The sequence below is a fragment of the Halobellus limi genome (assembly GCF_004799685.1).
Classification (GTDB): Archaea; Halobacteriota; Halobacteria; order Halobacteriales; family Haloferacaceae; genus Haloquadratum; species Haloquadratum limi.
This window is the reverse complement of the sequence record NZ_CP031311.1, coordinates 863,118-889,561: the sequence shown is the minus strand read 5'-3', so window position 1 is coordinate 889,561 and position 26,444 is coordinate 863,118. Positions and strand designations below refer to the sequence as shown.

Genomic DNA, 26,444 nt, shown 5'->3' with positions numbered 1-26,444 from the left:
AATCGAAAATGACAGACGAAGACCTGAACACGACGGTATACTACGACGACGACGCGGATCGCTCCTACATCGACGACAAGACCGTGGCCGTCCTCGGCTACGGCAGCCAGGGCCACGCCCAGTCGCAGAACCTCGCAGACAGCGGGGTCGACGTGATCGTGGGCCTGCGCGAGGACTCCTCCTCGCGCGCGGCCGCCGAGGCCGACGGCCTGCGTGTCGAGACGCCCGCCGACGCGGCCGCCGAGGCGGACATCGTCTCGATGCTCGTCCCCGACACGGTCCAGCCCGCGGTGTTCGAGCAGATCAGGGAAGGACTCGAGGCCGGCGACACGCTGCAGTTCTCTCACGGGTTCAACATCCACTACAACCAGATCCGGCCGCCGGAGGACGTCGACGTGACGATGGTCGCGCCGAAGTCCCCCGGGCACCTGGTGCGGCGCAACTACGAGGCCGGGCAGGGAACGCCGGGGCTCGTCGCGGTCTACCAGAACGAGACGGGCGACGCGCGCGAGGAGGCGCTCGCGTGGGCACACGCGATCGGCTGCACCCGCGCCGGCGTCATCGAGACGACGTTCCGCGAGGAGACCGAGACCGACCTCTTCGGCGAGCAGGCCGTCCTCTGCGGCGGGATGACCGCGCTCGTCCGCGAGGGCTTCGAGACGCTCGTCGACGCCGGCTACTCCCCGGAGATGGCGTACTTCGAGTGTCTGAACGAACTGAAGCTCATCGTCGACCTGATGTACGAGGGCGGCCTCTCCAACATGTGGGACTCCGTCTCCGACACCGCCGAGTACGGCGGGCTCACGCGCGGGGACGACATCATCGACGACCACGCCAGAGAGAAGATGGAGGTCGTCCTCGAGGAGGTCCAGGACGGCACGTTCGCCCGCGAGTGGATCGCGGAGAACCAGGCCGGCCGACCGTCTTACACCCAGCTGAAACACGCCGAGGAGACCCACGAGGTCGAACAGGTCGGCGAACCCCTCCGCGACCTGTTCGCGTGGGGCGAGGAAGAAGAGGAGGCCGCAGAGGCGGCCGCGGACGACTGACGATGACCGAGAGAGTAATCAACGCGAAAGCCCACGGTGATGTAGATGAGTGAGGGCACGCTGTACGACAAGGTCTGGGAGGAACACACGGTCTCGGAGCTGCCGACGGGACAGACGCAGCTGTTCGTCGGTCTCCACCTCATCCACGAGGTGACGAGCCCGCAGGCGTTCGGGATGCTGCAGGAGCGCGACCTGGAGGTCGCCTACCCCGAACTCACGCACGCGACGGTCGACCACATCGTCCCGACGGCGGACCAGTCGCGGCCCTACCGCGACGACGCCGCAGAAGAGATGATGTCGGAGCTCGAACAGAACGTTCGGGACGCCGGCATCGAGTTCTCGGATCCCACGACGGGCGAACAGGGCATCGTCCACGTCATCGGGCCCGAGAAGGGACTCACCCAGCCCGGGAAGACGATCGTCTGCGGCGACTCCCACACCTCGACGCACGGCGCGTTCGGCGCGCTGGCGTTCGGGATCGGGACGAGCCAGATCCGCGACGTATTGGCGACGCAGACCGTCGCGATGGAAAAGAAGGACGTCCGCAAGATCGAGGTCACGGGCGAACTCGGCCCCGGCGTCGAGGCGAAGGACGTCATCCTCGAAGTGATCCGTCGCTTGGGCACCGAGGGCGGCGTCGGCTACGTCTACGAGTACGCCGGCGAGGCCATCGAGAACCTCGACATGGAGGGGCGGATGAGCATCTGCAACATGTCCATCGAGGGCGGCGCGCGAGCGGGCTACGTCAACCCCGACGAGACCACCTACGAGTGGTTAGAAGAGACCGACTACTTCCGGGAGAACCCCGAGAAGTTCGAGGAACTCAAGCCCTACTGGGAGTCGATCCGCTCGGACGAGGACGCCGAGTACGACGACGTCGTCACCATCGACGGCTCCGAGTTAGAGCCCGTCGTCACGTGGGGAACGACCCCGGGCAGGGCATCGGCATCTCCGAGCCGATTCCGGAACCGGAGTCGCTGCCCGAGGACAAGCGGGACACCGCGCGACGCGCCCAGGAGCACATGCGCGTCACGCCCGGCGACACGATGGAGGGCTACGAGATCGACGTCGCCTTCCTCGGATCGTGCACGAACGCGCGCCTGCCCGACCTGCGTCGGGCGGCCGAGGTCGTCGAGGGCCGCGAGGTCCACGAGGACGTCCGCGCGATGGTCGTCCCCGGCAGCCAGCGCGTGAAGGCCGCCGCCGAAGAGGAGGGCCTCGACGAGATCTTCGAGGAGGCCGGCTTCGAGTGGCGCAACGCGGGCTGTTCGATGTGTCTCGGGATGAACGAGGACCAACTGGAGGGCGACGAGGCCTCCGCGTCCTCCTCGAACCGCAACTTCGTCGGCCGGCAGGGCTCGAAGGACGGCCGCACGGTGCTGATGAACCCCCGGATGGTCGCCGCCGCGGCGATCGAGGGGGAGGTGACTGACGTGCGCGAACTGAAGGAGGTGACGGTCGCATGAGCTGTCTGCGACAGCGAATGCGAGTACGCCAGAGCTTCGCTCTGGAGGTGATCGTATGACCGACGAGATCCCGGAGATCGACTCGGTGACCGGAACCGGCATCCCGCTCCGCGGGAACGACATCGACACCGACCAGATCATCCCCGCCCGCTTTATGAAGGTCGTCACGTTCGACGGCCTCGGCGAGTTCGCCTTCTTCGACCAGCGGTTCGACGAGGACGACAACCAGAAGGACCACCCGTTCAACGAACCGCAGTTCCAGGACGCCTCCGTGCTCGCGGTCAACGCCAACTTCGGCTGCGGGTCCTCGCGCGAGCACGCCCCGCAGGCGCTGATGCGCTGGGGCATCGACGCCATCGTCGGCGAGTCGTTCGCGGAGATCTTCGCCGGCAACTGCCTCGCGCTGGGCATCCCGACGGTCACGGCGGATCACGAGACCGTCGTCGAACTCCAGGAGTGGATCGACGAGAACCCCGACGGGGAGATCCACGTCGACGTCGAGGAGGAGACGGTGACCTACGGCGACACGACCGTGGAAGCGACCGTCGACGACGCACAGCGACGGGCGCTCACCGAGGGCGTCTGGGACACGACGGCGCTGATGAAGTCCAACGCCGACGCGGTCGCCGAGAAAGCCGCCGAACTCCCCTACGTCGATGTCTGAGGAGATCGTCGTCATCGAGGGCGACGGCATCGGGAGGGAGGTCGTCCCCGCCGCGGTCTCCGTGCTGGAGGCCGTCGGCGACTTCGAGTTCGTCGCGGCCGAGGCCGGCGACGCCGTGAAGGAAGAGACGGGCGAGGCGCTCCCGCAGGAGACCTACGACACCGTCGCCGGCGCCGACGCGACGCTGTTCGGCGCGGCCGGGGAGACGGCCGCTGACGTCATCCTGCCGCTGCGGACCGCGGTCGGGTCGTTCGTCAACGTCCGGCCCGCCCGGGCGTACCCCGGCGTCGACGCCGTGCGACCGGAGACGGACCTGGTCTTCCTGCGGGAGAACACCGAGGGCGTCTACGCGGGCCACGAGGATCGCCTCTCGGAGGACCTCTCGACGCTGACGCGGGTCGTCACCACCTCGGCCTCAGAGCGGCTGGCCGAGTACGCCTGCGAGTACGTGCGAGACCAGGGGAAAGACGGCTTCCAGGTCGTCCACAAGGCCAACGTGATGCGCGAGACCGACGGTCGCTTCCGCGACGCGGTCGTCGACGTCGCCGACGAGGCGGGCGTCGAGACCGAGGAGGTCCTGATGGACGCCTTCGCGACGCGCGTCTGTCTGGACCCCACGCAGTTCGACGTCGTGGTCTGTCCGAACCTCGCGGGCGACGTCCTCTCGGACCTCGCCGCGGGACTGGTCGGCGGCCTGGGACTGCTCCCCTCGGCGAACGTCGGCCCCGACAACGCGCTGTTCGAGCCGGTCCACGGCACCGCACCCGACATCGCGGGCGAGGGCGTCGCCAACCCCTCGGCGGCGATCCTCTCGGCGGCGATGCTGCTCGACCACCTCGGCTACGCCGACGAGGCCGAGAACGTCCGCACGGCGGTCGAGTCCGTGCTCGAAGACGGCCCGCGGACGGCCGACCTCGGCGGCGACGCCGGGACCGAGGAAGTCACGGCCGCGATCCTCGATCGGCTGGACTGACGCCGGTTCCCCCGTCCGTTCTTTGTCCGGTTTCGCCCGGGTTTCCACGTCGGTTCCGAGAGGCTTCAGTCTCGTCTTTCCCGGATATCGTGACGTCAGTTCGCGGGTCACGCGTGCGCGTCAGTTCGATACCGGAACGTCAGTTCATAGATACCGTCCGCGTCAGTGCCGCCGGTACAGTCGTATCCGTCTACTGTTGTCCGTTCGTGATCGTTAGACGACCGAAAGTCTCGGGATACGTTCCGATACGAACACAAACCATTAACAATACACAGATCGAAGTCCGCTCAGACGAACCTTATGTTACCCGCTGAGAGAAAACGGCGCATCGTGGAACTCGTCACCGCCGCGGACGGGCGATCGGTGGAAGCCCTCGCCGACGAACTGGGGTACTCGAAGGCGACGATCCGTCGGGACCTCCAGGAACTGGAGAGCCAGGGACTCATCGAACGGTCGCACGGGGGTGCGGTCCCCGTGACGAGCGTCGGACACGAACAGGCGTACGGACAGAAGGAGGTCCAGAACCTCGAAGCCAAGCGCGCCATCGCCGAGCGCGCCGTCGAGGAGATCACCGAGGGGCAGGTCGTCTTCTTCGACGCGGGGACGACGACGATGCAGGTCGCACAGAACGCGCCGAAGGACGGATCGATGCTCGCGGTGACGAACTCCCCGCGACTGGCGGTCGAACTCGGGAAGGAGGACAACGACGTCAAACTGACCGGCGGGACGCTCCGCCAGCGGACGCGTTCGCTGGTGGGTCCGACCGCCGAGTCGTTCCTCGAACGGACGAACTTCGACCTCCTGTTTCTGGGCGCGAACGCGGTCGACGTCGAGACCGGGCTCACGACGCCGAACGAGGAGGAAGCGCGCGTGAAGGAACTGATGGTACAGCGGGCCTCCCGGGTCGTCCTCGTCGCGGACGCGACGAAGATCGGCGAGCGCTCGTTCGTGACCTTCGCGGACCTCTCGGACGTCGATCTGTTCGTCACCGCGGGTGAGATCGACGACGAGACCAGAGAGCGCTTCGAGGCCGAGGACGTCACCGTGGTCGTCACGACGCCGGAGGCACCCACGCCATGACTCGCGGAACCGGTGCCGGTACCGGGATACCGGCTCACGCCGACGTGCTGACGGTGACGATGAACCCGGCGGTCGATCACACGCTCACGGTCGAAGAGCCGCTCCGCGAGGGGGCGGTCGCCCGGACCGACGACGCGCAGTTCGACGCCGGCGGAAAGGGGATCAACGTCTCGCAGTACCTCACCGCACTGGGCGTCGAGGCCCCCGCGACGGGCTTTCTCGGCGGCCCGTTCGGCCGGATGATCGCCGACGCCCTCGACGACGACGGCGTCGCGCGCGACTTCGTCGAGATCGACGGCCGGACCCGACTGAACACCACGGTCCTGAGTCCCGACGGCGAGTACAAAATCAACCACAACGGCCCCGTCGTCGACGGCGCGGACGTCGACGCGCTGGTCGAGCGGGTCCGCGACCGCGACCCCGACAGGCTGGTCGTCGCGGGGAGCCTCCCGCGCGGGATCGGCGCCGACACCGTCGATCGGCTGGCCGAGGCCGGCCCCTGGGAGACCGCCGTGGACATGGGCGGGGCGTTCCTCGACCGGTTCGACGGGTCCTACCTGGTGTGTAAGCCCAACCGGGCGGAACTCGCCGAGGCGACCGGACGCGAGATCGAAACCCTCGAGGACGCGGCCTCGGCCGCCGCGGAACTCCGCGAGCGCGGCTACCGGTACGTGCTCGCGTCGCTCGGCGCCGACGGCGCGCTTTTGGTCTCCGACTCCGGGGCCGTCCACGCGCGGGCGCTCCCGGTCGACGTCGTCGACACGGTCGGCGCGGGCGACGCGATGCTCTCGGGGTTCCTCGCGGGGCTCGCCCGGGGCGAGTCGACCGAGGACGCGCTCAGAACGGCGGTCGTCGTCGCCGCGCGCGTCGTGTCGGTGTCGGGCACGAGCGTCCCCGCCTTCGACGACGTCTTCGCGAGCCGCGAGCGGGTAACGGTCGCGCGGGTCTGACGCGGCCGCTGTTCGCTTCCGCCTCGAAAGCGCCATATTCGATCAGAAACAAACACGAGCGAAAGTATTTTTGAGTTCCTTCAGAAACATCCGTGAGGGAGACTTATGTCATCCAAAGCTGAGAGCAAGATGCGGTCCCACCTGACGAAGGTCAAAGAGGACCTCATGACCGGCGTATCGTACATGATCCCGTTCGTGACCATCGGCGGGATCTTCCTGGCGCTCGGTTACGCCGTCGCCGGGGCGACGGGGACCGGCGTGCAGGACGTCTTCGGGGCGACCGGAACGTTCGGGTGGTTCCTGGCGCAGATCGGCGTCGCCGGCCTCACGATCATGGTCCCGATCCTCGGGGCGTACATCGCGTACGCGATCGCTGACCGACCGGGACTGGCTCCCGGTTTCCTGCTGTCGTGGATCATCCAGCAGGGCGACGTGTTGGTGGCGGCGGGTGAGGTCATCGGCCTCGAGGGCGGTGCGGCCGGAGCCGGCTATCTCGGCGCGCTGGTCGCGGGCCTCCTCGCCGGCTACGTGGCCCGGTGGATCAAGAACTGGAGCGTGCCGAGTTTCATCCAGCCGATGATGCCGGTCCTCATCGTGCCGGTGCTCACGATGGCGATCCTCTCGCCGCTCGTCATCCTCGTGCTCGGCGTGCCGGTCGCCATCGGGAACGCGGCGCTCACCGCGTACCTCGAGAGCCTCCAGGGCGGACAGGCGCTTCTCATCGGCGGCATTCTGGGAGCGATGATGGCGTTCGACATGGGCGGCCCGGTCAACAAGGTCGCCTACGTGTTCGCCACCGGGCTGATCACCGAGGGCATCTACGAGCCGATGGCCGCGGTGATGATCGCCGGGATGATCCCGCCGATCGGCCTGGCGATCTCGAACTTCATCGCGCCGCACAAGTACGCAGAGGAGATGTACGAGAACGCCAAGTCCGGCATCATCCTCGGGTTCTCGTTCATCACCGAGGGCGCGATTCCGTACGCGTCGGCGGACCCGATCCGCGTCATCCCGTCGATTATGGTCGGCAGCGCGGTCGGTGCGGCGATGTCGATGTCGCTCGGCGTCACGATGCCCGCCCCCCACGGCGGCATCTTCGTCGTTCCGCTGTCGAACAGCCCGCTGATGTTCTTCGCGGCGATCATCATCGGGTCGCTCGTGACGGCGGCGCTGGCGACGCTCCTCAAGCCGGACTACGAGGAGGGCGTCGGCGCGGCCGGCGGGGCCGAAGCCGGCGCGGCGGCCGGCAGCGACGACTGATACCGGGTACTCTCACTGTTCACCGCCGAGTGGCACCCCGGCGACGGCGCTCGGCCGGACGGAACGAGAGTACTCAGCATAGAGCGGTCGTCCGCACCCTCGATCCGAACGGTTTCGATCTTTTCGTTACGTCGCGCGGATGACGAACCGAAGAGAAAATTCCTTAACAATCCCGTGCACATATTCGATTGGTTATGCTCGAAGATGACATCGACCGGCTGCTGCCGCTCGCGCACATTTCGCTCTCGGAGCCGCCGGCGAACAAGACGGACGCGATCGAGTTCCTCTTGGGCCTCATCGCGGACAACGGCCGCGTGACGGACCGAGAGGCGGCTCTCGACGCGCTGCGGGAGCGCGAGAAGGAGGCGACGACGGGGGTCGGGATGGGGATCGGGATCCCGCACGCGAAGACGAGCGCCGTCGAGGAACCCTCGATCGCGTTCGCCCGCTCGGGCGAGGGGATCGACTTCGACGCGATGGACGACGAGCCCGCGCGCCTGCTGTTCATGATCCTCGTCCCCGAGGAGGGCGGCGAGGAACACTTACAGATCTTGAGCGCCCTGTCGAGAGCACTGATGCACGAAGACGTCCGCGAGACGCTGCTGGAGGCCGAAGACGAAGAGACCGTCCAGGAGACCGTCAGGGAGGCCGTGAACTGATGCCCGAACGCGTCGTCACCATCGTCCCCGAGGACGGACTGCACGCGCGGCCGGCGTCGAAGTTCGTCGAGGCGGCCAACGAGTTCGACTCGACGGTGAAGGTCGGGCACGTCGACGGCGACCAGGTGAACGCGGCGAGCATGCTGGCGGTCACCGGGCTGGGGGCCGCCGCGGGCGACGAGGTCCGACTGACCGCCGAGGGCGAGGACGCCGAGGCCGCCCTCGACGAACTGGAACGGATCCTCACGACGCCCGAGGACGAACTCTGAACCGATGACCGAGCGACGACTCTCCGGCATCGGCGTCACGCCGCTATCGGGCGTCGGCTCCGTCGTCTGGTACGCGCCCGACGCGGACCTCGAGGAGCCGCCGGAACCGGAGACGATCGACGTCGACGCCGAGACCGACCGGTTCGAGCGCGCCCGCGACGACGCCCGCGAGGAGATCCGCGCCGAGCGCGAGCGGACGGCCGAGCGCGTCGGCGAGGCCGAGGCGGAGGTCTTCGACGCGCACGTGCAGTTCCTCGACGACCCGCAGATCACCGAGGGCGTCGAGGCGGCGATCGAGGACGGCCTCCCGGCCGAACACGCGGTCTCCCGGACGTTCGACCGGTTCGTCGAGCAGTTCGAGGGGATGGAGGGGCGGATGGCCGAGCGCGCCGACGACCTCCGGGACGTCCGGGATCGCCTCGTGCGCGTGCTCGTCGGCGGCGACCGGGTCGACCTCGCGAACCTGCCGGAGGGGAGCGTCGTCCTCGCGGAGCGGTTGACCCCGAGCGACACCGCACAGCTCGACCCCGATCGCGTCGCCGGGTTCGTGACCGCCACCGGCGGGCGAACGTCGCACGCGGCGATCTTCGCGCGGTCGCTGGCGCTGCCGGCGATCGTCGGCGTCGGCGAGGGCCTCCACGACGTCGCGGACGGCGCCGAGGTCGTCGTCGACGGCACCGAGGGGACGCTCGTCGTCGATCCCGACGCGGAGACGCGGGAGGCCGCCGCGGGCGGCGAGGACGTCGAGATCCGCGAGGAACCGGTGGAGACGGCCGACGGCACGCCGATCGAGGTCGCCGCGAACGTGGGAACGCAGGCGGATCTCGCGCCCGCGGCCGACCGCGGCGCCGACGGCATCGGCCTGTTCCGCACGGAGTTCCTCTTTCTCGACCGGCAGTCGCCGCCGGACGAAGAGGAGCAGTACGAGGCCTACCGCGACGCGTTAGAGCGGTTCCCCGACGGACGGGTCGTCGTCCGGACGCTCGACGTCGGCGGCGACAAGCCGATCGAGTACCTGGACCTGCCCGAGGAGGAGAACCCCTTCCTCGGCGAGCGCGGCATCCGACGCTCGCTCGGCCCCGACGCCGACCTCTTCGAGACGCAGCTCCGTGCGCTCCTGCGCGCGGCCGGCGACGACGCGGGCGGGAAGCTTTCGGTGATGCTGCCGCTCGTCTCGACCGTCGAGGAGGTGCGCGAGGCGCGCGAGGTGCTGGAGGCGGTGGCCGCCGACCTGGAGGCGGAGGGCGTCGACCACGTCGTCCCGGAGTTCGGCGTGATGATCGAGACGCCCGCGGCGGCGTTCGTGGCTCCAGACCTCGTCGAGCACGTCGAGTTCTTCAGCATCGGAACGAACGACCTCGCGCAGTACGTGATGGCCGCAGAGCGCGGCAACAGCCGAGTGTCCGATCTCGGCGACTTCCGCCAGCCCGCGGTGCTTCGGGCGATCCGCGAGACGGTCGAGGGAGCCGAGGGGACGGACGTCTGGGTCGGGATGTGCGGGGAGATGGCCGGCGACCCCGAACTGACGAAACTGCTCGTCGGTCTCGGCCTGGACGAACTGAGTATGAGCGCGGTCACGGTGCCGCAGGTGAAGCGGGCGGTGACCGAAACGACGGTCGCTGACGCGCGCGCGCTCGCGAAGCGGGCGCTCGCAGCCAGTACGAAAGCTGAAGTCGAAGCCGTGTTAACGGAGACCACACAATGAAACTCGTCGCTGTCACATCCTGTCCGACCGGAATCGCACACAGCCAGATGGCCGCGGAGAACCTCGAACAGACGGCCGAGCGGCTCGGTCACGACATCAAGGTCGAGGTCCAGGGCGCGATGGGCGCGCAGAACGAACTCACCGCCGGGGAGATCGCCGACGCCGAGGCCGTCATCATCGCCTCCGACACCGCGGTCAGCCGCGACCGCTTCGAGGGCAAGCCCCTCGTGAAGGGGACGGTGAAAGACGGCGTCAACGACCCCGAGAGCCTCTTCGAGCGGGCGGCCGAACTGGTCGAGGAGGGCAAGACCGAGGCCGTCGAGGTCGGCGACGGGGAGTCCGACGCCGACGCCGGTACCGAGGCCGGCGACGCAGAGGCCGACGGCTCTGACGCGTCGGAGCCGAGCCGACGCGGCGGCGACCGCGAGAAGGGGCTGTTCGCGCGGCTCAAGAAGCTCTTCTCCTGATCGGTCGCCGTCCCGTTCGGCCGAATCCCGCGCCGGGCGAACGGTTCGTCCCTCGAACGTGCAATACCGTGCAGAGACGAACAGTCTCCGTATCCCTTATCACGCAGGCCCGAGAAGTCCGAAGCGAGGTGACACACAGTGCCGTTCTACGGCGGGAGTGAACTCGCCAACGTCTACGACGACGCCCTAGAGAGGGGATTCGGCCTCGTCGCGTCGAACATCGCCGAACCGAACATCATGATGGGGCTGATGGAGGGCGCCGCACGGAAGAACTCGGACCTCCTCCTCCAGCTCAGCGGCGGTGCCTGCACGTTCGCCGGCAACGAGGATCCGGTGGACGGGCTGGAAGCGATGGGGGCGTACATCGACACGATCGCCGACCAGTACGACGTCGGCGTCTTCCTCAACATGGACCACCAGACGGACCTGGAGTTCATCGAGGCGCAGATGGATCTCGGGATCCCCTCCTCGATCATGATCGACGCCTCCCACGAGCCGTTCGAGGAGAACGTCGCGAGGAGCAAGGAGGTCGTCGAGATGAAAGAGGAGAAGGGCGCAGACGTCCTCATCGAGGCCGAACTCGGCCAGATCAAGGGCGTCGAGGACGAGATCGAGTCCGAGGAGGCGTTCTACACCGACCCCGAGCAGGCCGTCGAGTTCGTCGACCGGACGGGCTGTGACCTGCTCGCGATCTCGGTCGGAACCCAACACGGCGTCGCGAAGGGCAAGGACCTAGAGTTGCGGCCGGACCTCGCCGCCGACATCCGACAGGCGCTCCGCGATCACGGCCTCGACACGCCGCTCGTGCTCCACGGCTCCTCGGGCGTCCAGCCCGAGCAGCTCCAGCGGATGCTCCAGCACGGCATCTGCAAGGTGAACAAAGACACCCGGTACCAGTACGAGTACACGCGGACGGCCTACGACCTCTACCGAGAGGACCCCACCGACATCGTCCCGCCCGAGGGCGTCGACGCCGACCGCGACACGTTCTTCAACGACACCGACTGGTCGCCGAACAAGGACGTCTTCGACCCGCGGGTCGCGGGACGGGACATCCGCGAACGGATCGCCGACGTCCACGCCGACCTCACCGAGGTCTCCGGAAGCGCCGGACAGAGTCGGTACGCGTAGACGCTCCCCCCGGAGTTTAAGTCTCCACGCGGCGTCCCTTCGGGTATGCCGCAGATACACCTCGACGAGGACACGGTGGCCCGACTGGACTCGCTCCGACAGGAGGACGAGGACTACGACGAGATCGTCACCGAACTCATCAACATCTACGAGGCCGAGGAACTGACGCTGTTCCACGGCGGCGACGAGGTATAGACCACACCGGAGAGCGCGGAAGGGCGACCCTACTCCACGTCGAGCGATACCGCCGGCTCACAAGACGGTAGCGGCGGCGCTGTCGAACGCGTTCGTCGTCGTCGGCCGTCTCAGCAGAGGCGGTAGCGCTCGGCGTCCTGGTCGATCAGGCCGCGTTCACAGAGCGTCGAGAGAATACTGTACAGCGAGATCTTCTTCATATCCAGACACGATTCGAGTTCCGAGAGGCTCGCTTCCCCGTGTGTCGAAAGGAACAGATAGACGAGCTTCGCACGCGGCGATTCGAGGTCGGACGGAATCGACGGCGTCTCGATCCCGGCCGTCGGTCGTGAGTGCATCGTACCCTGCATCGTTGTTGTCATTCTCTTAGCTTCGACGATAATAAAACCCATCCACGACAATCGTCGAAGTAGTCGAGACGCGAATCCGGCCGCAGATCGCTCCTACCCGACGTGTGCTCGAAAGTGGACGAACGTTCATCGTCGTTCCGGCGCGATCCGACGTCGATTTTTTCGACTTCTGACGATACTGCTCGTTCGGCGTGCCGGGGAGAATGGAAGGGGCGGGAGTCGAACCACGCGAAGCCGTACGCCGGAGCGACCGAGTGACGGTCGCTGCCGGAACGCTCTACCACTGAGCCACCCTTCCGGCTCGGAGGTACGTGACGCTGTCGTATATGCGTAGCGGCGGCGACGACCCCCGGCCGATCCGGTCTCAGCCGCTCTCTGATGCCATCACTCCAGGAGCGACTCGCCCGTCATCGTCGCCGGTTTCTCGACGCCCATCAGTTCCAGGAGCGTCGGCGCGATGTCGCAGAGGGATCCGCCCGAACGGACCCGCCGGCCGCCGTCGTCGCCGCCGGGCGTCAGGTAGACGAACGGAACCGGGTTCGTGGTGTGGGCAGTGTGCGGCTCGTCGGCGGTGCCCATATCGTCGGCGTTGCCGTGGTCGGCCGTGACGAGGACGTGGCCGCCCGCCTCCCGCACCGCCGCGACCAGCCGGCCGAGCTGTTCGTCGACGGCCTCGACGGCCTCGACGGCCGCCTCGAAGTCGCCGGTGTGGCCGACCATATCCGGGTTCGCGTAGTTGAGCACGAGCGCGTCGGGGTCCTCGGCGTCGATGAGTTCCAGCGCCGTGTCGGTCACCTCGGCGGCGCTCATCTCCGGCTGGAGATCGTACGTCGGCACGTCGGGGCTCTCGACGATCCGGCGGATCTCGCCGTCGAACTCCACCTCGCGACCGCCGTTGAGGAAGTACGTGACGTGGGCGTACTTCTCGGACTCGGCGATTCTCAGCTGCGTCTTTCCGGCGGCAGAGAGCGTCGCGCCGAGCGTGTCTGTCGGTTCCTCGGGCGGGAAGGCCACCGGGAGGTCGAACGTCTCGTCGTACTCGGTCATCGTGACGATCCGCGTCTCCGGTGGATCGGTCTCGAAGGGCCACTCGGGGTCGATGTCCGCGAGGAGCCGGACGAGCTGGCGCGCGCGGTCCGGTCGGAAGTTGAAGAACAGCACCGCGTCGCCGTCTTCGAGGGCCGGTCGATCCTCGACGAGCGTCGGCTCGACGAACTCGTCGGTGTCGCCGCGCTCGTACGATTCCCGAACGGCGGCGACGGCCGAGGCGGCCTCGTGGTCGGCCTCGCGGCCGACGATGGCGTCGTAGGCGCGCTTCGTCCGCTCCCAGTTCCGATCGCGGTCCATCGCGTAGTACCGCCCGGAGACGGTCGCGACGCCGCCCGTTCCGCACTCCTCGACGACGCCTTCGAGCGTTTCGAGGTACCCCTCGCCGCCGTAGGGATCGGTGTCGCGGCCGTCGGTGAACGCGTGGGTGACGGCGTCGACGCCGCGGTCGGCCGCGACCTCGATCAGGGCGTGGAGGTGGCCCTGCTCGGAGTGGACGCCGCCGTCGCTCAGGAGCCCCATACAGTGGACGCGGCCGCCGGTCTCCTCGACGTGGTCGAACGCCGAGGCGATGGCGTCGTTCGTCCGGAACGTGCCCTCGGCGATGGCGTCCTCGATGCGCGTGTACGCCTGCTTGACGACGCGGCCCGCGCCGATGTTGAGGTGGCCGACCTCGCTGTTGCCCATCTGTCCCTCCGGGAGGCCGACGTTCCGCCCGGAGACGTCGAGCGTGCCGTAGGCGCCGGTCTCGGCGAGTCGATCGAAGTTCGGCGTCGACGCCGCCTTCACCGCGTCGCGTCGGTCGTGGTCCCCGAGGCCCCAGCCGTCGAGGATGACGAGCGCTGCCTGCATACCTGAGGAGAGACGAGGTGGGAGGGAATAGGCTTCGCTTCGGCCGCCGGTCCGTTCCCGCTCGGAGACTCGTCACGCGAACGCGACACCTTCTTTCGGGCTCCCGCCGTCGTCGGACCTGATGGGCGAGTCGCCTGACGGACCGACGGAACGCCGCGGGTGGCGGGCGCGACTCAGACGCCCGTTCCCCGAGCGCTGGGTGCAGTATTACCTCGGCAACGGCGCGAGCCTCGGATGGCTGCTCGTCGTCGACGGCGCGGCCTTCCTCCTCGGCGTGAGTTTCTACGTGCACTCGGACCCCTCGCTGAACGACCTCAGTTCGCTCGCGTACCCGCTGTTCGGCGATTCGCCCACCGCGCTCGCGCTCGCGACGCTCTCGGTGGCGACGCTGCTCCCGAACCTCGGCCGCCGCGTCACCGAGGCCCCCTCGAACCGGCTACTCGCGCTCTTGCACACCCTCGCGTTCGTCTGGCTCGTGAAGTACGGCCTCTGGACGGCCATCGCGCTCAACCTCCGACCGGACCTCTACGTCGGCTTCACGCCGGCGCTGCTGTGGGAGTACTGGGGGATCTTGATCACGCACCTGTTCTTCCTCCTGCAGGCGGCGGTGATCCCGTACTACGGCGAGACGACGCGCGAGGCGCTGGCCGCGGCGCTCGTCTTCCTCCTCCTCAACGACGCCTTCGACTACGGCCTGGGGCTGTACCCGCCGCTCCGATACGAGGCCGGTCCGCTGCTCGCGGGGATCACCGTCGCCCTCTCCGTCGCCGTCGTCGGATACGCCGCGTGGGCGTTCGACCGACACCAATCGGGTTCCGACGGCGGAGCGGCGGAGTGACGGCGGGGGAGAGCGTGGCCGAGTGAAGGCGGGGAGGGCGTGTCCGAGTGGAGACGGCGGGGGAGCGACGATGGTTTATATACCAAGACGGGGTCAGAGCCCCCGTGATCTGAGAACCGTCCCGCGTCGGGCCGCGGTCGCTCGGCACGTCGACGCGGGAAGCGAGGGCGACGACGCCACGGGAGGAGGCAGGAGAGCCGGCATCGAAGTCGTCGCGGGAGGTGTGCCGACTGTTCGCCACGACACAGCACATCTGCGTGCTCCGGCCACGCCGCCCTCCCTCGCCGCGGGTCCCCGTTCGGCCGGCGTTCCCGTGTCGTCCGGCAGTTTCCCGCCGATCGATGCGTCAGCGTCTTACGTCTCGACGATTTACCTTCGGTTATGGACTCTGCGGTACTGCTGGATCTCCTCGGGAACGAGAACCGGCGGCGCATCCTCCGGCTCCTCTCGCACAAGCCGTGTTACGTCACCGAGATCAGCGAGTACCTCGGGGTCAGTCCGAAGGCCGTCATCGACCACCTGCGGCGACTCGAAGAGGCCGGCCTCGTCGAGAGCCGGACGGACGATCAGCGCCGGAAGTACTTCCACATCGCGCGGAACCTCCGGCTCGAAGTGAGCGTCTCGCCGTACCGCTTCGGCGCCAAGAGCGCGTATCCGGCCAGCCGGAGCCTCGATATGCGCGGTCGCTGTCAGCACATCTCGCTCGACATCCCCGGATCGAACGGCCGGGCGCGCGTCGACGACCTGGACGCCGAGGATCGGGACGGAAAGAGAGGAGACGTCGAGGGCGACGGGAGCGACGGCGGGGACGAGAGTCAAGGTGCGCGCGGGCGGATCGACCCTTGTAGGAACGCCGAGACGGACGGTCAGGCCGGGGATTCGGACACCGCAGACTCGAACGTCGACGCCCCGGACACCGACGACCCGGCCGTCGACGACCCGGACGACGTGGCCGAACTCGCCCGGCAGTACGCCTACCTCGAAGACGTCGAGAGCGAACTCTCGCTCGCGCAGCGGTGGGTCCACGGCCGGGTGACCGACGTCCTCGACAGCCTCTCAGAGCGGGTCGGGGCCGAGGCCGACAGCCGGTTCTACGCCGAACTCCTCGCGACCATCGCTCACGAGCCGAAGAGCGCCCGCGAGGTCGCCCGCGAACTCAACGCGAATCCCGAGCGGGTCGAGACCGCGCTCGACCGGTTGTCCGATCAGGAGCTCGTCGAGTACGACGGGAGCGGCTGGCGGATCGTCTGATACTGATTACGCTCGTCTCGTACCGCCGAGCGCCGCCCCCACTAACGGCGCTCGGCGGTGAAAGGTGAGCGTAATCAGTACGACGCCGGCGGAGCCGCGCCAGACCACTCACACGTCGCGGGTGAGCCCGTCCCGGAGGTCGCGACCGAAGTAGTGACCCGCGAGCGACGCGAGCAGCCCCGCCCCGGTTCCGACGCCGGCGATGGCGACGCCGTAGTCCGCGAGGACCTGCACCGCGACGGGCGCGAAGACGCTGGTGAGCGTCCCGAGGACGAACGCGATCCCGGCGGCGATCGCTCCCGCGAGACCGACTTCGAGATACCGCCGCCGTGCGCCGACGGCGCCGACGACGAAGGCGACGAGGAACAGGCCGAGGAACTGCCCGACGGTCCCCACGAGCGGGATCGACCCGCCCGCAATGACGCCGGCGAGCGAGAGCGCGAGGACGACGAGGAACGAGCGGGCGGAAAACGACCCTCGTAGCGGACGCGGCCGGGAGGGGAGCAGTCGGCGGAGACGACCGCCGCCGGTCGATCCGTCGCGGCCGGTGCGGTCGGAGCCGCTCGTCGGTCCCTCCGCGCTCTCGACCGTGTCGGGAGCGTCGTCGTCGAGGAGCGAGGCGGGATCGACCCGCTCCCGTTCGTCCTGTTCGCTGGAGCGCTGCATACGGAGACAACGTCCTCCCGGCTCCTGACTCTTGTGCCGGTCGCTAGCGACCGCGACGTTCGAGCGGACCGAGCGCCGCGAACGAATGGATTCAAGTCCGCGCCGCCGGTACCGCCGTGTATGAACCCCGGAGACCGCGTCCGCGTCGAGCGCGCGGGCGTCACGAACGAGGGCGTCCTGATGCCCTCCTCGACGCCGGACCACCTCGTCGTCAAACTCGACGGCGGGTACAACGTCGGGATCGCGCGCGAGGACGCCGACGTGGACGTCCTCGAATCGGACGCCCACGACGTCGAGGCCGCACAGTCCGAGTCCGCGGAGAGCGAGATCGCCTTCGACGAGGACCTCCCGACGGTTTCTCTCATCTCGACCGGCGGGACCATCGCGTCGACGGTCGACTACCGCACGGGCGCGGTCACGGCGCAGTTCGACGCCGAGGACGTGCTCCGGGCCGTCCCCGACCTCGCCGGCCGCGCCAACTACCGCGGTCGGGTCGTCACGAACATCCTCTCGGAGAACATGACGCCCGCGGTGTGGAAGGAACTCGCGGAGGCCGTCGCCGAGGAGATCCGCGCGGGCGCGGACGGCGTCGTCGTGATGCACGGCACCGACACGATGCAGTTCTCCGCCTCGGCGCTGTCGTACATGCTCGACACGCCGGTTCCGATCGTCTTCACGGGCAGTCAGCGCTCGGCTGACCGCCCCTCTTCGGACAACGTGATGAACGCCGTCTGCGCGGTCGAGGCCGCGAAGGCCGACGCCGCCGAGGTGCTGGTCTGTATGCACGCCTCGACGTCCGACGACGCCTGCGCGCTCCACCGCGGCACGCGCGTCCGCAAGAACCACACCTCCCGACGCGACGCCTTCGAGACGGTCGGGGCGGAACCGCTCGGGAGGGTCGAGTACGACACCGAGACGGTCGAGTTCCGTCGCGACTACGCCGAGCGCGGCGCGGTCGACCTCGACGTGGGTCTCGAACTGAACGAGAACGTCGACCTGCTGAAGTTCACGCCCGGGTTCGACACGGAGCGGTACGCGGAGCTGCTCCGATCCGCGGATCTGGACGGACTGGTGGTCGAAGGGACCGGCCTCGGTCACGTCCACACGGACCTGATCCCCGTCCTGGAGGACCTCGTCGACGACGGCGTCGTCGTCGCGATGACGAGCCAGTGCTTGGAGGGCCGCGTCTGCGACCGCGTCTACGACACGGGTCGCGACCTGCTGGACGCCGGCGTCGTCGAGGCCGGCGACACCCTGCCGGGAACGGCGAAAGTGAAGCTGATGTGGGCGCTCGCGAACCGCGACGATCCGGCCGAGGCGATGCGGCGCTCGGTCGCCGGCGAGTTGCAGGAGCGCTCCGTCCCCTGGACGTAACTGCCGATCCGAATCCGATCCGACCACCCGACTGGGCCGACAGAGAGCACGATGACCGATCCACACACCGCCGTCACGACCGACGACTCCCGCGGGTTCGACCCCGGCGACCGGGACGAACCAGCCGCGGCCGACGCCCCCGAACACGTCTGTGAGGACTGCGGGCGGCGGTTCTACACCGCGGACCTGCTCGTCCTGCACCGCGGCGTGACGCACCCCGAGGCGCTCGACGACGCCGAGCGAGACGCCTATCGGGAGGCCTACGCCGCCGAGGAGCGCGCGATCCGCTCGTTCCGCATCCGCGCGCTGGGGATCCTCGTCGCACTGTACTTCGGCTTCCTCTTTCTCTACGTGGTCTATGCCTCGTGATCGCGGCGATCGGGGTCGGCCGTCGGCCCGTCGACTGACCCGGGCCGGGGCGTTCGGTCTCGCCGTCGTCGGCGTCCTGCTGCTCGCACGCGGCGTCGCCGCCAGCAACGCGGCCGTCGGTCTCTCGGACGCCTCGGGCGACGCGCTCGCCGTGCCGCGGTGGCTCTACGTCGCGACCGGCGGCGCGGCGATCGGCGCCTCGGCGCTGCTCGCGGGGTTCGTCACGGACCGGGGATTCGTCGAGCGCGTCCACGAGTGGCGGCGAGACCTCGGCGGTGGCGGGCGGGCGCGCGCTGTCGGCGGCGCGCTCGCCGCGCTCCTCGGACTCGCGCTGTTCGCGCTCGTGGTCTACCGAGGGATCGCCGGGCCGCCGCTCTCGACGATCAACCTCGCGGTCGTCGTCGTCTTCGCCGGCGGTCGCGCGGGGCTGACGATGGCGGCCTACGCGGTCGGGAACGTCTGGCCGGCGCTGAACCCCGTCAGAACGGTCGGATCGCGCCTCCCGAACGGACTCGTCGACTACCCCGAGCGGCTCGGCCGGTGGCCCGCCGTCGCCGGCATCCTGCTCCTCGTCTGGGTCGAGACGACGACCGGCGTCACCGACACGCCGGCGACGCTCGCGACCGTCGTCGCCGCCTACGTCGTCGTCGGTGTCGCGGGAACCGCCCTCGTCGGGAGCGACGCGTGGCTCCGACACGTCGACCCGATCGCGACGTTCTTCCGGTTCTACGGTCGAGTCGCTCCGCTCGCGTGGGCGGACGGACGGCTCCGCCTCTCACTGCCGGCGATGCGGCTCGTCGAGGTCGACGAGCGCGTCGGACCGGTCGGGGGCGGGTCCCGGACCGGCGACGAACCGGCGGCCACGACCGACGTATCGGGAGGGACCCGAAAGCGCCTCGTCACCGGCCTCGACGACGTCGCCGTCGCCGTCGCGCTCGTCTGGGAACTCACCTTCAGCGGCTTCGTCACGACCGAACAGGGGGCCGCGGCGATCGGGAGCGTCGCGGGCGTCGGCGTCCCGCCGATACTCGTCTACGCGTTCCTCTTCGTCGGCGGGTTCGCGCTCTTCTACGGCGCGTTCCTCGCTGCGGCGCGGGTCGCCGTGGCGCGGATCCTGACGACGCGGACGCCCCGGGAACTGGCGGTCGCCTTCGCGCCGTCGCTGCTGGTCGTCGCGGCGGGCTATCACCTCGCGCACTACTTCGCGTTCTTCCTCTCTCTGTCTCCCTCGCTGTGGGCCGTGCTCGCGTCGCCGCTGTCGGCGCCGACGAATCCGATCGTGTTCGCCCTGCCGGCGTGGGTGTCGGCGCTGAACATCGCCTTCGTCCTCGGCGGGCACCTGGTCGCGATCTGGGTGGCGCACTCGATCGCCTACCGGCTCTTTCCGAGTCGGCTGCAGGCGATCCGGAGCCAGTACCCGTTCGTCTTCGTGATGATCGGCTACACCGTCGTGAGCCTGTGGCTGATCTCGCTGCCGACGGCGACGCCGGCGTTCCTCGGGTAGGGAACGCCGGGCGGCGCCACGCGGGCGCGAGGTGAAAACCGAGCGCAAGGCACTTGTCGACGCGTCCACTCGGAGAGGTGGGATGCTGCTCGCAGGAACCGTCGTCGCCGACCCCGAGACCGTCTACGAGGAGGGCGCGGTCGTCGTCGAGGAGGGAACGATCGAAGCCGTCGGACCGCGCGCGGACGTCGAAGACGCCTACCCCGACCGTCCGGTCCGGGAGTTCGACCTCCTCTCGCCGGGCCTCGTCGGCGGCCACGTCCACTCGGTGCAGAGCGTCGGCCGCGGGATCGCCGACGACACGGCGCTCCTGGAGTGGCTCTTCGAGCACGTGCTCCCGATGGAGGCGTCGCTCGACCGCGAGGAGATGCGGACGGCGGCCGAACTCGGCTACCTCGAACTGCTGGAGAGCGGGACGACCACCGCAATCGACCACCTCTCGGTCCGCCACGCCGAGGCGGCCTTCGAGGCGGCGATCGACCTCGGGATCCGCGGCCGACTCGGGAAGGTGCTGATGGACAAACGCGCGCCGGAGGGGTTAAAAGAGGACACCGACGAGGCGCTCGCATCGACAGAGCGACTGCTTGAGGCGTACCACGGCGCGGCCGACGGCCGGATCCGGTACGCGGTCACCCCGCGGTTCGCCGTGAGCTGTACCGAGGCGTGCCTCCGCGGGGCGCGGGAGATCGCCGACCGCTACGACGGCGTCCGGATCCACACGCACGCCAGCGAGAACAGAGAGGAGATAGAAACCGTCGAGTCCGACACGGGAATGCGGAACATCGCGTGGCTCGACGAGGTCGGCCTGACCGGCGAGGACGTCGTGCTCGCCCACTGCGTCCACACGACCGAGCGCGAGCGCGACATCCTCGAACGGACGGGGACGCACGTCACCTACTGCCCCTCCTCGAACATGAAGCTCGCCTCGGGAATCGCGCCGGTCGCGGACTACCTCGACCGCGGGATCAGCGTCGCGCTCGGCAACGACGGGCCGCCCTGCAACAACACGCTCGATCCCTTCACCGAGATGCGGCAGGCGAGCCTCCTCCAGAAGGTCGATCGGCTGGACCCGCGGGCCACGCCCGCGCAGGTTGTCTTCGAGATGGCGACGCTCGGCGGCGCCCGCGCGGCGGGCTTCGAGAGGGTCGGGGCGCTCCGGGAGGGCTGGCAGGCCGACGTGATCGCGCTCGATACCGACCTGACGCGCGCGACGCCGCTCTTCGACCCGCTCTCGCACCTCGTCTTCTCGGCGCACGGCGACGACGTGACCTTCACGATGGTCGACGGCGACGTGGTCTACGACGAGGCCTTCGGCGGCCTCCAGACCGGCGACGCCGACGACGTCCGCGGGCGCGCACGGCGCGTCGCAGACGGACTTCGGGACTGACGCCACGCGCCCTATGAGTCGCCGGCGGGGACGTCGCCGACCGGGGCGTGCTGCACCCGGAACTCCGTCTCCCCGTCTGCGACGTCGCCTGCGTTCTCGTCGGCCCCGGCTCGCTCGACGTCGCCCGCGCGCTCGCCGGATTCGACCCGCTGGACGTCGTCGACGACGCGAAGCCTGATGTCTCGCTCCTGTCGCGTCCGCACCGGGAAGTCGTAGTGCGTCGCCTCGTAGTCGAACGTCAGTCCGTCCGCCCGCGCCTCCCGGACGAACCGTCGATGCGCGTCGAGGCGCGCTGCGACGACGCGCCGGGATCGCTCGGGGAGGTCGCCGACGCGCTCGCCGAGCGCCGAGAGCATCCCGGGGTCGAGTTCGTAGCCGACGGAGTCGCGACCGGCGACCATCGCCGCGAGCGTCGTCGTCCCCGTCCCGAGGAACGGGTCGAGGACCGTGTCGCCGTAGAGGGAGTGCATACAGACGAGCCGGTACGGGATCTCGAAGGGGTACGCGCCGGTGCGTTCGCGGTCGACCGCCCCGCCCGCTCCGGGCACGGCGGCCTCCTCCGGCGGATCGGCGGCGTCCGCCGTTTCCTCCGAGGGCCGTTCGTCGTCGGGGGTGCGTTCATTGTCGAGAGCCCGACCGTCGCCGGGAGTCCCTTCGTCTTCGAGAGCCTGCCCGTCGCCGGGAATCCGTCCGTCGCCGTGTTCCCGCTCGTCGGTTCGTTCCTGGCTCGTGCCCCGAACGTCGGTCCAGACGTCCGAGAACCAGCGGTTGCGCTCCTCCCAGAAGTACGCCGACTCGTAGCGCCGTGTCGCGCCCGGATCGAACTCCCGGTTCGCGGATCCGTTCCGGAACAGGAGGACGTGCTCGTGTTCGAGCGTCACGTAGGCGTTCGGCGGCACCATCCCGCTCCCGAGAAACTTCGAGGCGGCGTTCGTCGGCTTCCGCCAGAGGACGTCGGGCAGCGCGTCGAACCCGGCCGACTCGAACGCCTCGATCACGCGGGCGTGGTTCGGATACACGCGGTATCGGCCGCCGAACGTTCGGGTGGCGTCGCCGACGACGACGGCCGCGATGCCGCCGGGGACGAGCACGCGCGCGACCTCGTTCCAGACCCCGTCGAGACACTCGTGCATCGCCTCGAACGCCCGCTCGCCGTCGCCGTCTTCGAGCGCCGCCGCGACCGCGGGCGACTGCTCGGCGAACTGTTCGTCCCACATCTCGATCATCGGGTACGGCGGCGAGGTGACGACGAGGTCGACGGCGTCCGCCGCGACGTCCGACATATCGCTCGCGTCGCCGACGCGGATCCGATGCCGGGACTCCATTAGAACGTGTATACGGAGCGTCACGTATAGTTCCCGCCGGTGATGAGTTCCGCCGTCGGAGCCTCACGCGTCGCGGAGGTGAGTCGGTCCGCTATCGAAGTGAGAGAAGCTCGCGCAAGCCAACTCGCTGTCGCTCGGCGATTTGTTAGGAGAGAAATGCTCGGTCAGGGATTTGAACCCTGGTCCTCGGCTCGAAAGGCCAAGATGATTGGCCGGACTACACCAACCGAGCCTGCATTCACACGTGGCGGATATACTCGTTTAAAGATTCCGTTACGGGGGCGGTGCGGCACTGCTTCGCGTACGTTCGGCGGAGCGTGACCGACCGAGAGCACGGCTCACCGAACGACGGTCACCGGCACCGGCGAGCGGTTGACGACCGTCTTCGCGACGTCGCCGACGATGAGTCGATCGCGGAGCGTCCCGCCGTGGCTGCCGATGACGACGGCGTCGAACTCCTCGGCGCGGTTGACGATCTCGCGCGCCGGCGCGCCGTACCCGACGGACGTCGTGATCTCCCGGCCGTGCTCGTCGGCGATCTTTCGGGCGCGATCGAGCACGGGCGCGGCGATCTCCTCGGCCTTCCTCCGGGGATCGTCGGCCGTCGCGATGGCCGTCGCCCGTCCCATCAGCTGCGACGGCTCGCCGACGACGGCCAACACGGTGATCTCCGCGTCCCCGTGCGCGTCGAGCGCGTGGCGCAGTGCTTCCGCCGCCATCTCCGAGTCGTCCATCGCGACGAGGATTCGTGACACCATACCTACACGGTCGGACGGCCCGGTGATAAGTCTAGACGGCGCATCCGTTCCTCTCGCCCGTCGGTGCCGGCGGCACGTTCGGCGGCGCCCGACAGTATCACTTCCCCTCGAACTCGGGCTCGCCGTCGCCCATGAACGCCGTCATCCCCTCCATTAGATCTTCAGTGTCGAAGAGCAACCCGAACGACTGCGCCTCCACGTCGAGGCCGGCGTCGACGTCGTCCCAGCCGCGGTGCATCGCGCGCTTGGTGTACCGCTGGGCGATCGGCGGTCCGGCGGCGAGGTCGCGGGCGAACTCGAACGCCCGCTCGTCGAACTCGTCGTTCGCGACCACCTCGTTGACGAAGCCGTAGTCGGCCATCGTCTCGGCGTCGTAGCGGTCGGCGGTGAAGATGATCTCCTTCGCCCTCCCCATCCCGACGATGCGCTGGAGTCTGGCGGTGCCGCCCCACCCCGGCAGGAGGCCGAGGTCGTGCTCGGGCTGGCCGAACTCCGAGCGTTCCGAGGCGATTCGGAGGTCCGCGCCCATCGCGAGCTCCATCCCGCCTCCGAGACAGTAGCCGTCGATGCCGGCGACGACCGGCAGCGGGGAGGACTCCAGCCGGCCGAACGTCTCCTGACCGAGCCGCGAGAGGTCGGCCGCGCGGTTGACGTCGCCCGCGCCGCCCGCCATCGCCTGGATGTCCGCCCCAGCGGAGAACGCGCGATCGCCGGTCCCGGTGATCAGGATCGCCCGGACTGCCTCGTCGTCCTCGAAGCGCTCGACGACGTCGCGGAGTTCCTCTAAGATGCCGTCGGTGATCGTGTTCATCCGGTGGGCCCGGTCCAGTTCGACGTGACCGACGCGGTCTCGGACCTCGACCGAGAGGTCCTCGTAGTCGTACGTCTCTGCGTCGCCCTCGGAGTCACTCGACCCATCCGCACCATCGCCGTCGCCCGCGTGGAAGCCGCCGCCGGTCTCGGCGAGTTCGCGCAGGTACGAGACGGCCGCGTAGCGCTCCTCGCCGGTCTCCTCGTACCGCCCGTCGAGGACGTCGAGGAGGGCTTCCAGATCCGCGTCGTCGACCATCTTCGCGGGGCCGTCGGACCAGCGACCGCCGAGTTTCACCGCCGTGTCGATCGCCTCGGCGTCGGCGACGTCGTTTTCGATCAGCCCGGCGACCTCGTTCGCGAGCATAGCGAGGAGTCGGTCGGCCACGTCCTCGCGCACCTGATCGGAGGGGACCTGTGCGCCCTCGCCCGACTCGTAGTCGTAGAACCCCGCGCCGGTCTTTCTGCCGAGTTTCCCGTCCTCGACTTTCGATTCGAGCAGCGGACAGGGACGGTAGGCGTCACCGAGCTCCTCGTGCATGTACTCGAGGACGTGGTAGCCCACGTCGATTCCGACCTGATCGGCCAACTCGAAACTCCCCATCGGGAGGCCGAGCCCGTACTTCGTCGTCGAGTCGACCTCCTCGATCGTCGCGTCGCCGGCCTCGACCATCCAGGCCGCCTCGTTCATCAGCGGGGCAAGTACGCGGTTGACGATGAACCCCGGGCTGTCCTTGTGGACGCGGACGGGCGTCTTCCCCAGCCGTTCGGCGAGCGCCGAGATCAGATCCAGGGTCGCCTCGCTCGTCTCCGCGCCGGAGATGACCTCGACGAGGTCCATCCGCACCGGCGGGTTGAAAAAGTGCATCCCGCAGAACCGCTCGGGGCGGTCGGTCACGCCCGCCAGTTCGGTGACCGAGAGGCTGGAGGTGTTCGTCGCGAAGACCGTCCGGTCGGGCGCGGCCGCCTCCAGGTCGGCGTAGACGTCCTTCTTGATCGCCATCTGCTCGGGCACGGCCTCGATCACGACGTCGACGTCCTGGACCGCCTCCGCGAGCGCTACGTGCGTCGAGATGCGGTCGAGCGCCGCGTCGGCGTCCGCCTCCTCGATCTGTCCCTGCTCGACGAGTTTCCCGAGCGACCACTCGATCTGTTCGTAGCCGTCCTCGACGAACTCCGTCTCGACGTCGCGGAGGCGGACCTCGAAGCCGGCGAGTGCGACCACCTCGGCGATGCCGTGTCCCATACTTCCCGCTCCGAGAACCGCGACGGCGTTGACGTCGTCGATGTCCATACCGCATCGTCGGAGCCTCGGTCTTTCAACGTTTCCTTCGCTCGGAAAATAAACCCAGACAGCGTTTCTCCGTGTCGCCGAACCGTCAGTCGACGACGCGCCAGAGGTACCTGCTCGCGTAGCTCCGGTAGGGCCGCCAGCGCTCGGCGTGTTCGGTCATCTCCGCTCGTTCCCCGTCGTCGTAGCCGTACAGTTCCGCCATCGCCCTTCGGACGCCGAGGTCCTCGACCGGAAAGACGTCGGGGCGGCCGAGCACGTAGATGAGGTACATCTTCGCGGTCCAGACCCCGACCCCGCGGATCTCCGTCAGCGCGTCGATCACCGCCTCGTCGCTCTCGTCCGCGAGTCCGTTCCGGGAGAGGTCCCGATCCTCGAACGCCGCGGCGACGTTGCGGACGTACTCGATCTTCTGGCCGGAGAGGCCGACGTCGCGGAGGGTCGACTCCTCGGCGTCGCGTACCCCCGCGGGCGTGACCTCGACGCGGTCGAACAGCCGCTCGCGGATCGCCGAGGCCGATTCGACCGAGAGCTGTTGGTTCACAATCGCGACGACGAGGCGGGCGAACTCGTCGTCGGCCGTGCCGATCGGGAGTTCGCCGTGGGCTTCGACGAGCGGGCCCAGTTCCGGATCGTTTCGCAGCGGTTCCATCGCCTTCGAGTGGGGACGCGACCGACAAAGACGCGTCGTTCGGGTCGCGGCTCCTGCGGGAGCGGGGTCGGCGAACCCGACGATATATCCGCCTCTCGGTCG

General features: G+C 68.9%; 25 protein-coding genes, 2 tRNA genes and 2 pseudogenes. 20 read left to right on the top strand and 9 right to left on the bottom strand.

Annotation, left to right across the window (positions count from 1 at the left end; genetic code table 11):
* The first annotated feature begins 8 nt into the window (after positions 1-8).
* The 13 genes and pseudogenes from ilvC (at position 9) to DV707_RS18565 (ending at position 11,868) form a co-directional block, all read left to right on the top strand.
* Positions 9-1,049, top strand: coding sequence for a ketol-acid reductoisomerase (gene ilvC, locus DV707_RS04550; protein WP_103990401.1), 1,041 nt, complete (start codon positions 9-11; stop codon positions 1,047-1,049).
* Between the two features lie 45 nt (positions 1,050-1,094).
* Positions 1,095-2,515, top strand: a pseudogene (leuC, locus tag DV707_RS04545) (3-isopropylmalate dehydratase large subunit).
* Positions 2,516-2,570: 55 nt separating this feature from the next.
* Complete coding sequence (leuD, locus tag DV707_RS04540; protein WP_103990403.1) at positions 2,571-3,179, top strand: 3-isopropylmalate dehydratase small subunit; 609 nt, start codon at positions 2,571-2,573, stop codon at positions 3,177-3,179.
* Positions 3,172-4,152 carry a 3-isopropylmalate dehydrogenase gene (leuB, locus tag DV707_RS04535; RefSeq protein ID WP_103990404.1) on the top strand — a complete coding sequence of 327 codons (981 nt, stop codon included), beginning with the start codon at positions 3,172-3,174 and terminating at the stop codon, positions 4,150-4,152. Before leuD ends, leuB begins: the two co-directional genes overlap by 8 nt.
* A gap of 300 nt (positions 4,153-4,452) precedes the next feature.
* Positions 4,453-5,232, top strand: a complete 780-nt coding sequence (glpR, locus tag DV707_RS04530) for an HTH-type transcriptional regulator GlpR (protein ID WP_103990405.1) — start codon at positions 4,453-4,455, stop codon at positions 5,230-5,232.
* Positions 5,229-6,182 (top strand): 1-phosphofructokinase, encoded by a 954-nt coding sequence (gene pfkB, locus DV707_RS04525; RefSeq protein WP_103990406.1) that lies wholly within the window; start codon positions 5,229-5,231, stop codon positions 6,180-6,182. The genes glpR and pfkB overlap by 4 nt, the downstream gene beginning before the upstream one ends.
* 105 nt (positions 6,183-6,287) lie before the next feature.
* Complete coding sequence (locus DV707_RS04520; RefSeq protein WP_103990407.1) at positions 6,288-7,442, top strand: PTS fructose transporter subunit IIC; 1,155 nt, start codon at positions 6,288-6,290, stop codon at positions 7,440-7,442.
* A gap of 194 nt (positions 7,443-7,636) precedes the next feature.
* Positions 7,637-8,101, top strand: coding sequence for a PTS sugar transporter subunit IIA (locus tag DV707_RS04515; protein ID WP_103990408.1), 465 nt, complete (start codon positions 7,637-7,639; stop codon positions 8,099-8,101).
* Positions 8,101-8,370 (top strand): phosphocarrier protein HPr, encoded by a 270-nt coding sequence (ptsH1, locus tag DV707_RS04510; protein WP_103990409.1) that lies wholly within the window; start codon positions 8,101-8,103, stop codon positions 8,368-8,370. Before DV707_RS04515 ends, ptsH1 begins: the two co-directional genes overlap by 1 nt.
* Positions 8,371-8,374: 4 nt before the next feature.
* Positions 8,375-10,075 carry a phosphoenolpyruvate--protein phosphotransferase gene (gene ptsP, locus DV707_RS04505; RefSeq protein WP_103990410.1) on the top strand — a complete coding sequence of 567 codons (1,701 nt, stop codon included), beginning with the start codon at positions 8,375-8,377 and terminating at the stop codon, positions 10,073-10,075.
* On the top strand, positions 10,072-10,542 hold the full coding sequence (locus tag DV707_RS04500) for a PTS fructose transporter subunit IIB (RefSeq protein WP_103990411.1): 471 nt from the start codon (positions 10,072-10,074) through the stop codon (positions 10,540-10,542). The genes ptsP and DV707_RS04500 overlap by 4 nt, the downstream gene beginning before the upstream one ends.
* Before the next feature lie 138 nt (positions 10,543-10,680).
* Positions 10,681-11,673, top strand: coding sequence for a class II fructose-bisphosphate aldolase (gene fba, locus DV707_RS04495; protein ID WP_103990412.1), 993 nt, complete (start codon positions 10,681-10,683; stop codon positions 11,671-11,673).
* Between the two features lie 45 nt (positions 11,674-11,718).
* The gene (locus DV707_RS18565) at positions 11,719-11,868 is read left to right on the top strand and encodes a DUF7557 family protein (protein WP_170216811.1); all 150 of its coding nucleotides are present in this window, start codon (positions 11,719-11,721) and stop codon (positions 11,866-11,868) included.
* A gap of 110 nt (positions 11,869-11,978) precedes the next feature.
* Here the strand turns inward: DV707_RS18565 and DV707_RS04490 are convergent, their stop codons facing one another.
* The 3 genes from DV707_RS04490 to gpmI all read right to left on the bottom strand — a co-directional run bounded on the left by DV707_RS04490 (position 11,979) and on the right by gpmI (position 14,117).
* Positions 11,979-12,230: a TrmB family transcriptional regulator gene (locus DV707_RS04490; protein WP_394337391.1), complete on the bottom strand. Its 252-nt coding sequence runs from the start codon at positions 12,228-12,230 to the stop codon at positions 11,979-11,981.
* Between the two features lie 192 nt (positions 12,231-12,422).
* Positions 12,423-12,516 (bottom strand) — tRNA-OTHER (locus tag DV707_RS04485).
* A gap of 86 nt (positions 12,517-12,602) precedes the next feature.
* Positions 12,603-14,117, bottom strand: a complete 1,515-nt coding sequence (gene gpmI, locus DV707_RS04480; RefSeq protein WP_103990414.1) for a 2,3-bisphosphoglycerate-independent phosphoglycerate mutase — start codon at positions 14,115-14,117, stop codon at positions 12,603-12,605.
* A 121-nt stretch (positions 14,118-14,238) separates the two neighbouring features.
* Here gpmI and DV707_RS04475 point away from each other — a divergent pair, with 121 nt between their 5' ends.
* The 3 genes and pseudogenes from DV707_RS04475 (at position 14,239) to DV707_RS19375 (ending at position 16,206) form a co-directional block, all read left to right on the top strand.
* Positions 14,239-14,955, top strand: coding sequence for a DUF1405 domain-containing protein (locus tag DV707_RS04475; protein ID WP_103990415.1), 717 nt, complete (start codon positions 14,239-14,241; stop codon positions 14,953-14,955).
* Between the two features lie 381 nt (positions 14,956-15,336).
* Positions 15,337-15,669: pseudogene (locus tag DV707_RS18905) on the top strand (ArsR/SmtB family transcription factor); the annotation flags it as partial.
* Positions 15,670-15,903: 234 nt separating this feature from the next.
* The gene (locus tag DV707_RS19375) at positions 15,904-16,206 is read left to right on the top strand and encodes a hypothetical protein (RefSeq protein ID WP_455429285.1); all 303 of its coding nucleotides are present in this window, start codon (positions 15,904-15,906) and stop codon (positions 16,204-16,206) included.
* A 108-nt stretch (positions 16,207-16,314) separates the two neighbouring features.
* Here the strand turns inward: DV707_RS19375 and DV707_RS04465 are convergent, their stop codons facing one another.
* Positions 16,315-16,872, bottom strand: a complete 558-nt coding sequence (locus DV707_RS04465) for a hypothetical protein (protein WP_103990417.1) — start codon at positions 16,870-16,872, stop codon at positions 16,315-16,317.
* A gap of 120 nt (positions 16,873-16,992) precedes the next feature.
* Between DV707_RS04465 and gatD the strand changes: the two genes are divergently transcribed.
* From gatD to DV707_RS04445, 4 genes are all read left to right on the top strand, one after another.
* A complete protein-coding gene (gene gatD, locus DV707_RS04460) occupies positions 16,993-18,246 on the top strand; it encodes a Glu-tRNA(Gln) amidotransferase subunit GatD (protein ID WP_103990418.1) in 1,254 nt (417 codons plus the stop codon).
* Positions 18,247-18,297: 51 nt separating this feature from the next.
* Positions 18,298-18,615, top strand: a complete 318-nt coding sequence (locus DV707_RS04455; RefSeq protein WP_103990419.1) for a DNA-binding protein — start codon at positions 18,298-18,300, stop codon at positions 18,613-18,615.
* On the top strand, positions 18,605-20,119 hold the full coding sequence (locus tag DV707_RS04450) for a hypothetical protein (RefSeq protein WP_235010723.1): 1,515 nt from the start codon (positions 18,605-18,607) through the stop codon (positions 20,117-20,119). Before DV707_RS04455 ends, DV707_RS04450 begins: the two co-directional genes overlap by 11 nt.
* 82 nt (positions 20,120-20,201) lie before the next feature.
* Positions 20,202-21,506, top strand: a complete 1,305-nt coding sequence (locus tag DV707_RS04445) for a 5'-deoxyadenosine deaminase (RefSeq protein ID WP_103990420.1) — start codon at positions 20,202-20,204, stop codon at positions 21,504-21,506.
* A gap of 11 nt (positions 21,507-21,517) precedes the next feature.
* On the opposite strand, the gene DV707_RS04440 is transcribed toward DV707_RS04445, so the two are convergent.
* From DV707_RS04440 to DV707_RS04420, 5 genes are all read right to left on the bottom strand, one after another.
* Complete coding sequence (locus tag DV707_RS04440; protein WP_103990421.1) at positions 21,518-22,831, bottom strand: DNA-methyltransferase; 1,314 nt, start codon at positions 22,829-22,831, stop codon at positions 21,518-21,520.
* A 157-nt stretch (positions 22,832-22,988) separates the two neighbouring features.
* Positions 22,989-23,063 (bottom strand) — tRNA-Glu (locus DV707_RS04435).
* A 106-nt stretch (positions 23,064-23,169) separates the two neighbouring features.
* Positions 23,170-23,589, bottom strand: a complete 420-nt coding sequence (locus tag DV707_RS04430; protein ID WP_103990422.1) for a universal stress protein — start codon at positions 23,587-23,589, stop codon at positions 23,170-23,172.
* Between the two features lie 97 nt (positions 23,590-23,686).
* Positions 23,687-25,693, bottom strand: a complete 2,007-nt coding sequence (locus DV707_RS04425) for a 3-hydroxyacyl-CoA dehydrogenase/enoyl-CoA hydratase family protein (protein WP_103990423.1) — start codon at positions 25,691-25,693, stop codon at positions 23,687-23,689.
* Between the two features lie 85 nt (positions 25,694-25,778).
* Positions 25,779-26,342, bottom strand: coding sequence for a DNA-3-methyladenine glycosylase family protein (locus DV707_RS04420; RefSeq protein ID WP_103990424.1), 564 nt, complete (start codon positions 26,340-26,342; stop codon positions 25,779-25,781).
* Positions 26,343-26,444: the final 102 nt, after the last annotated feature.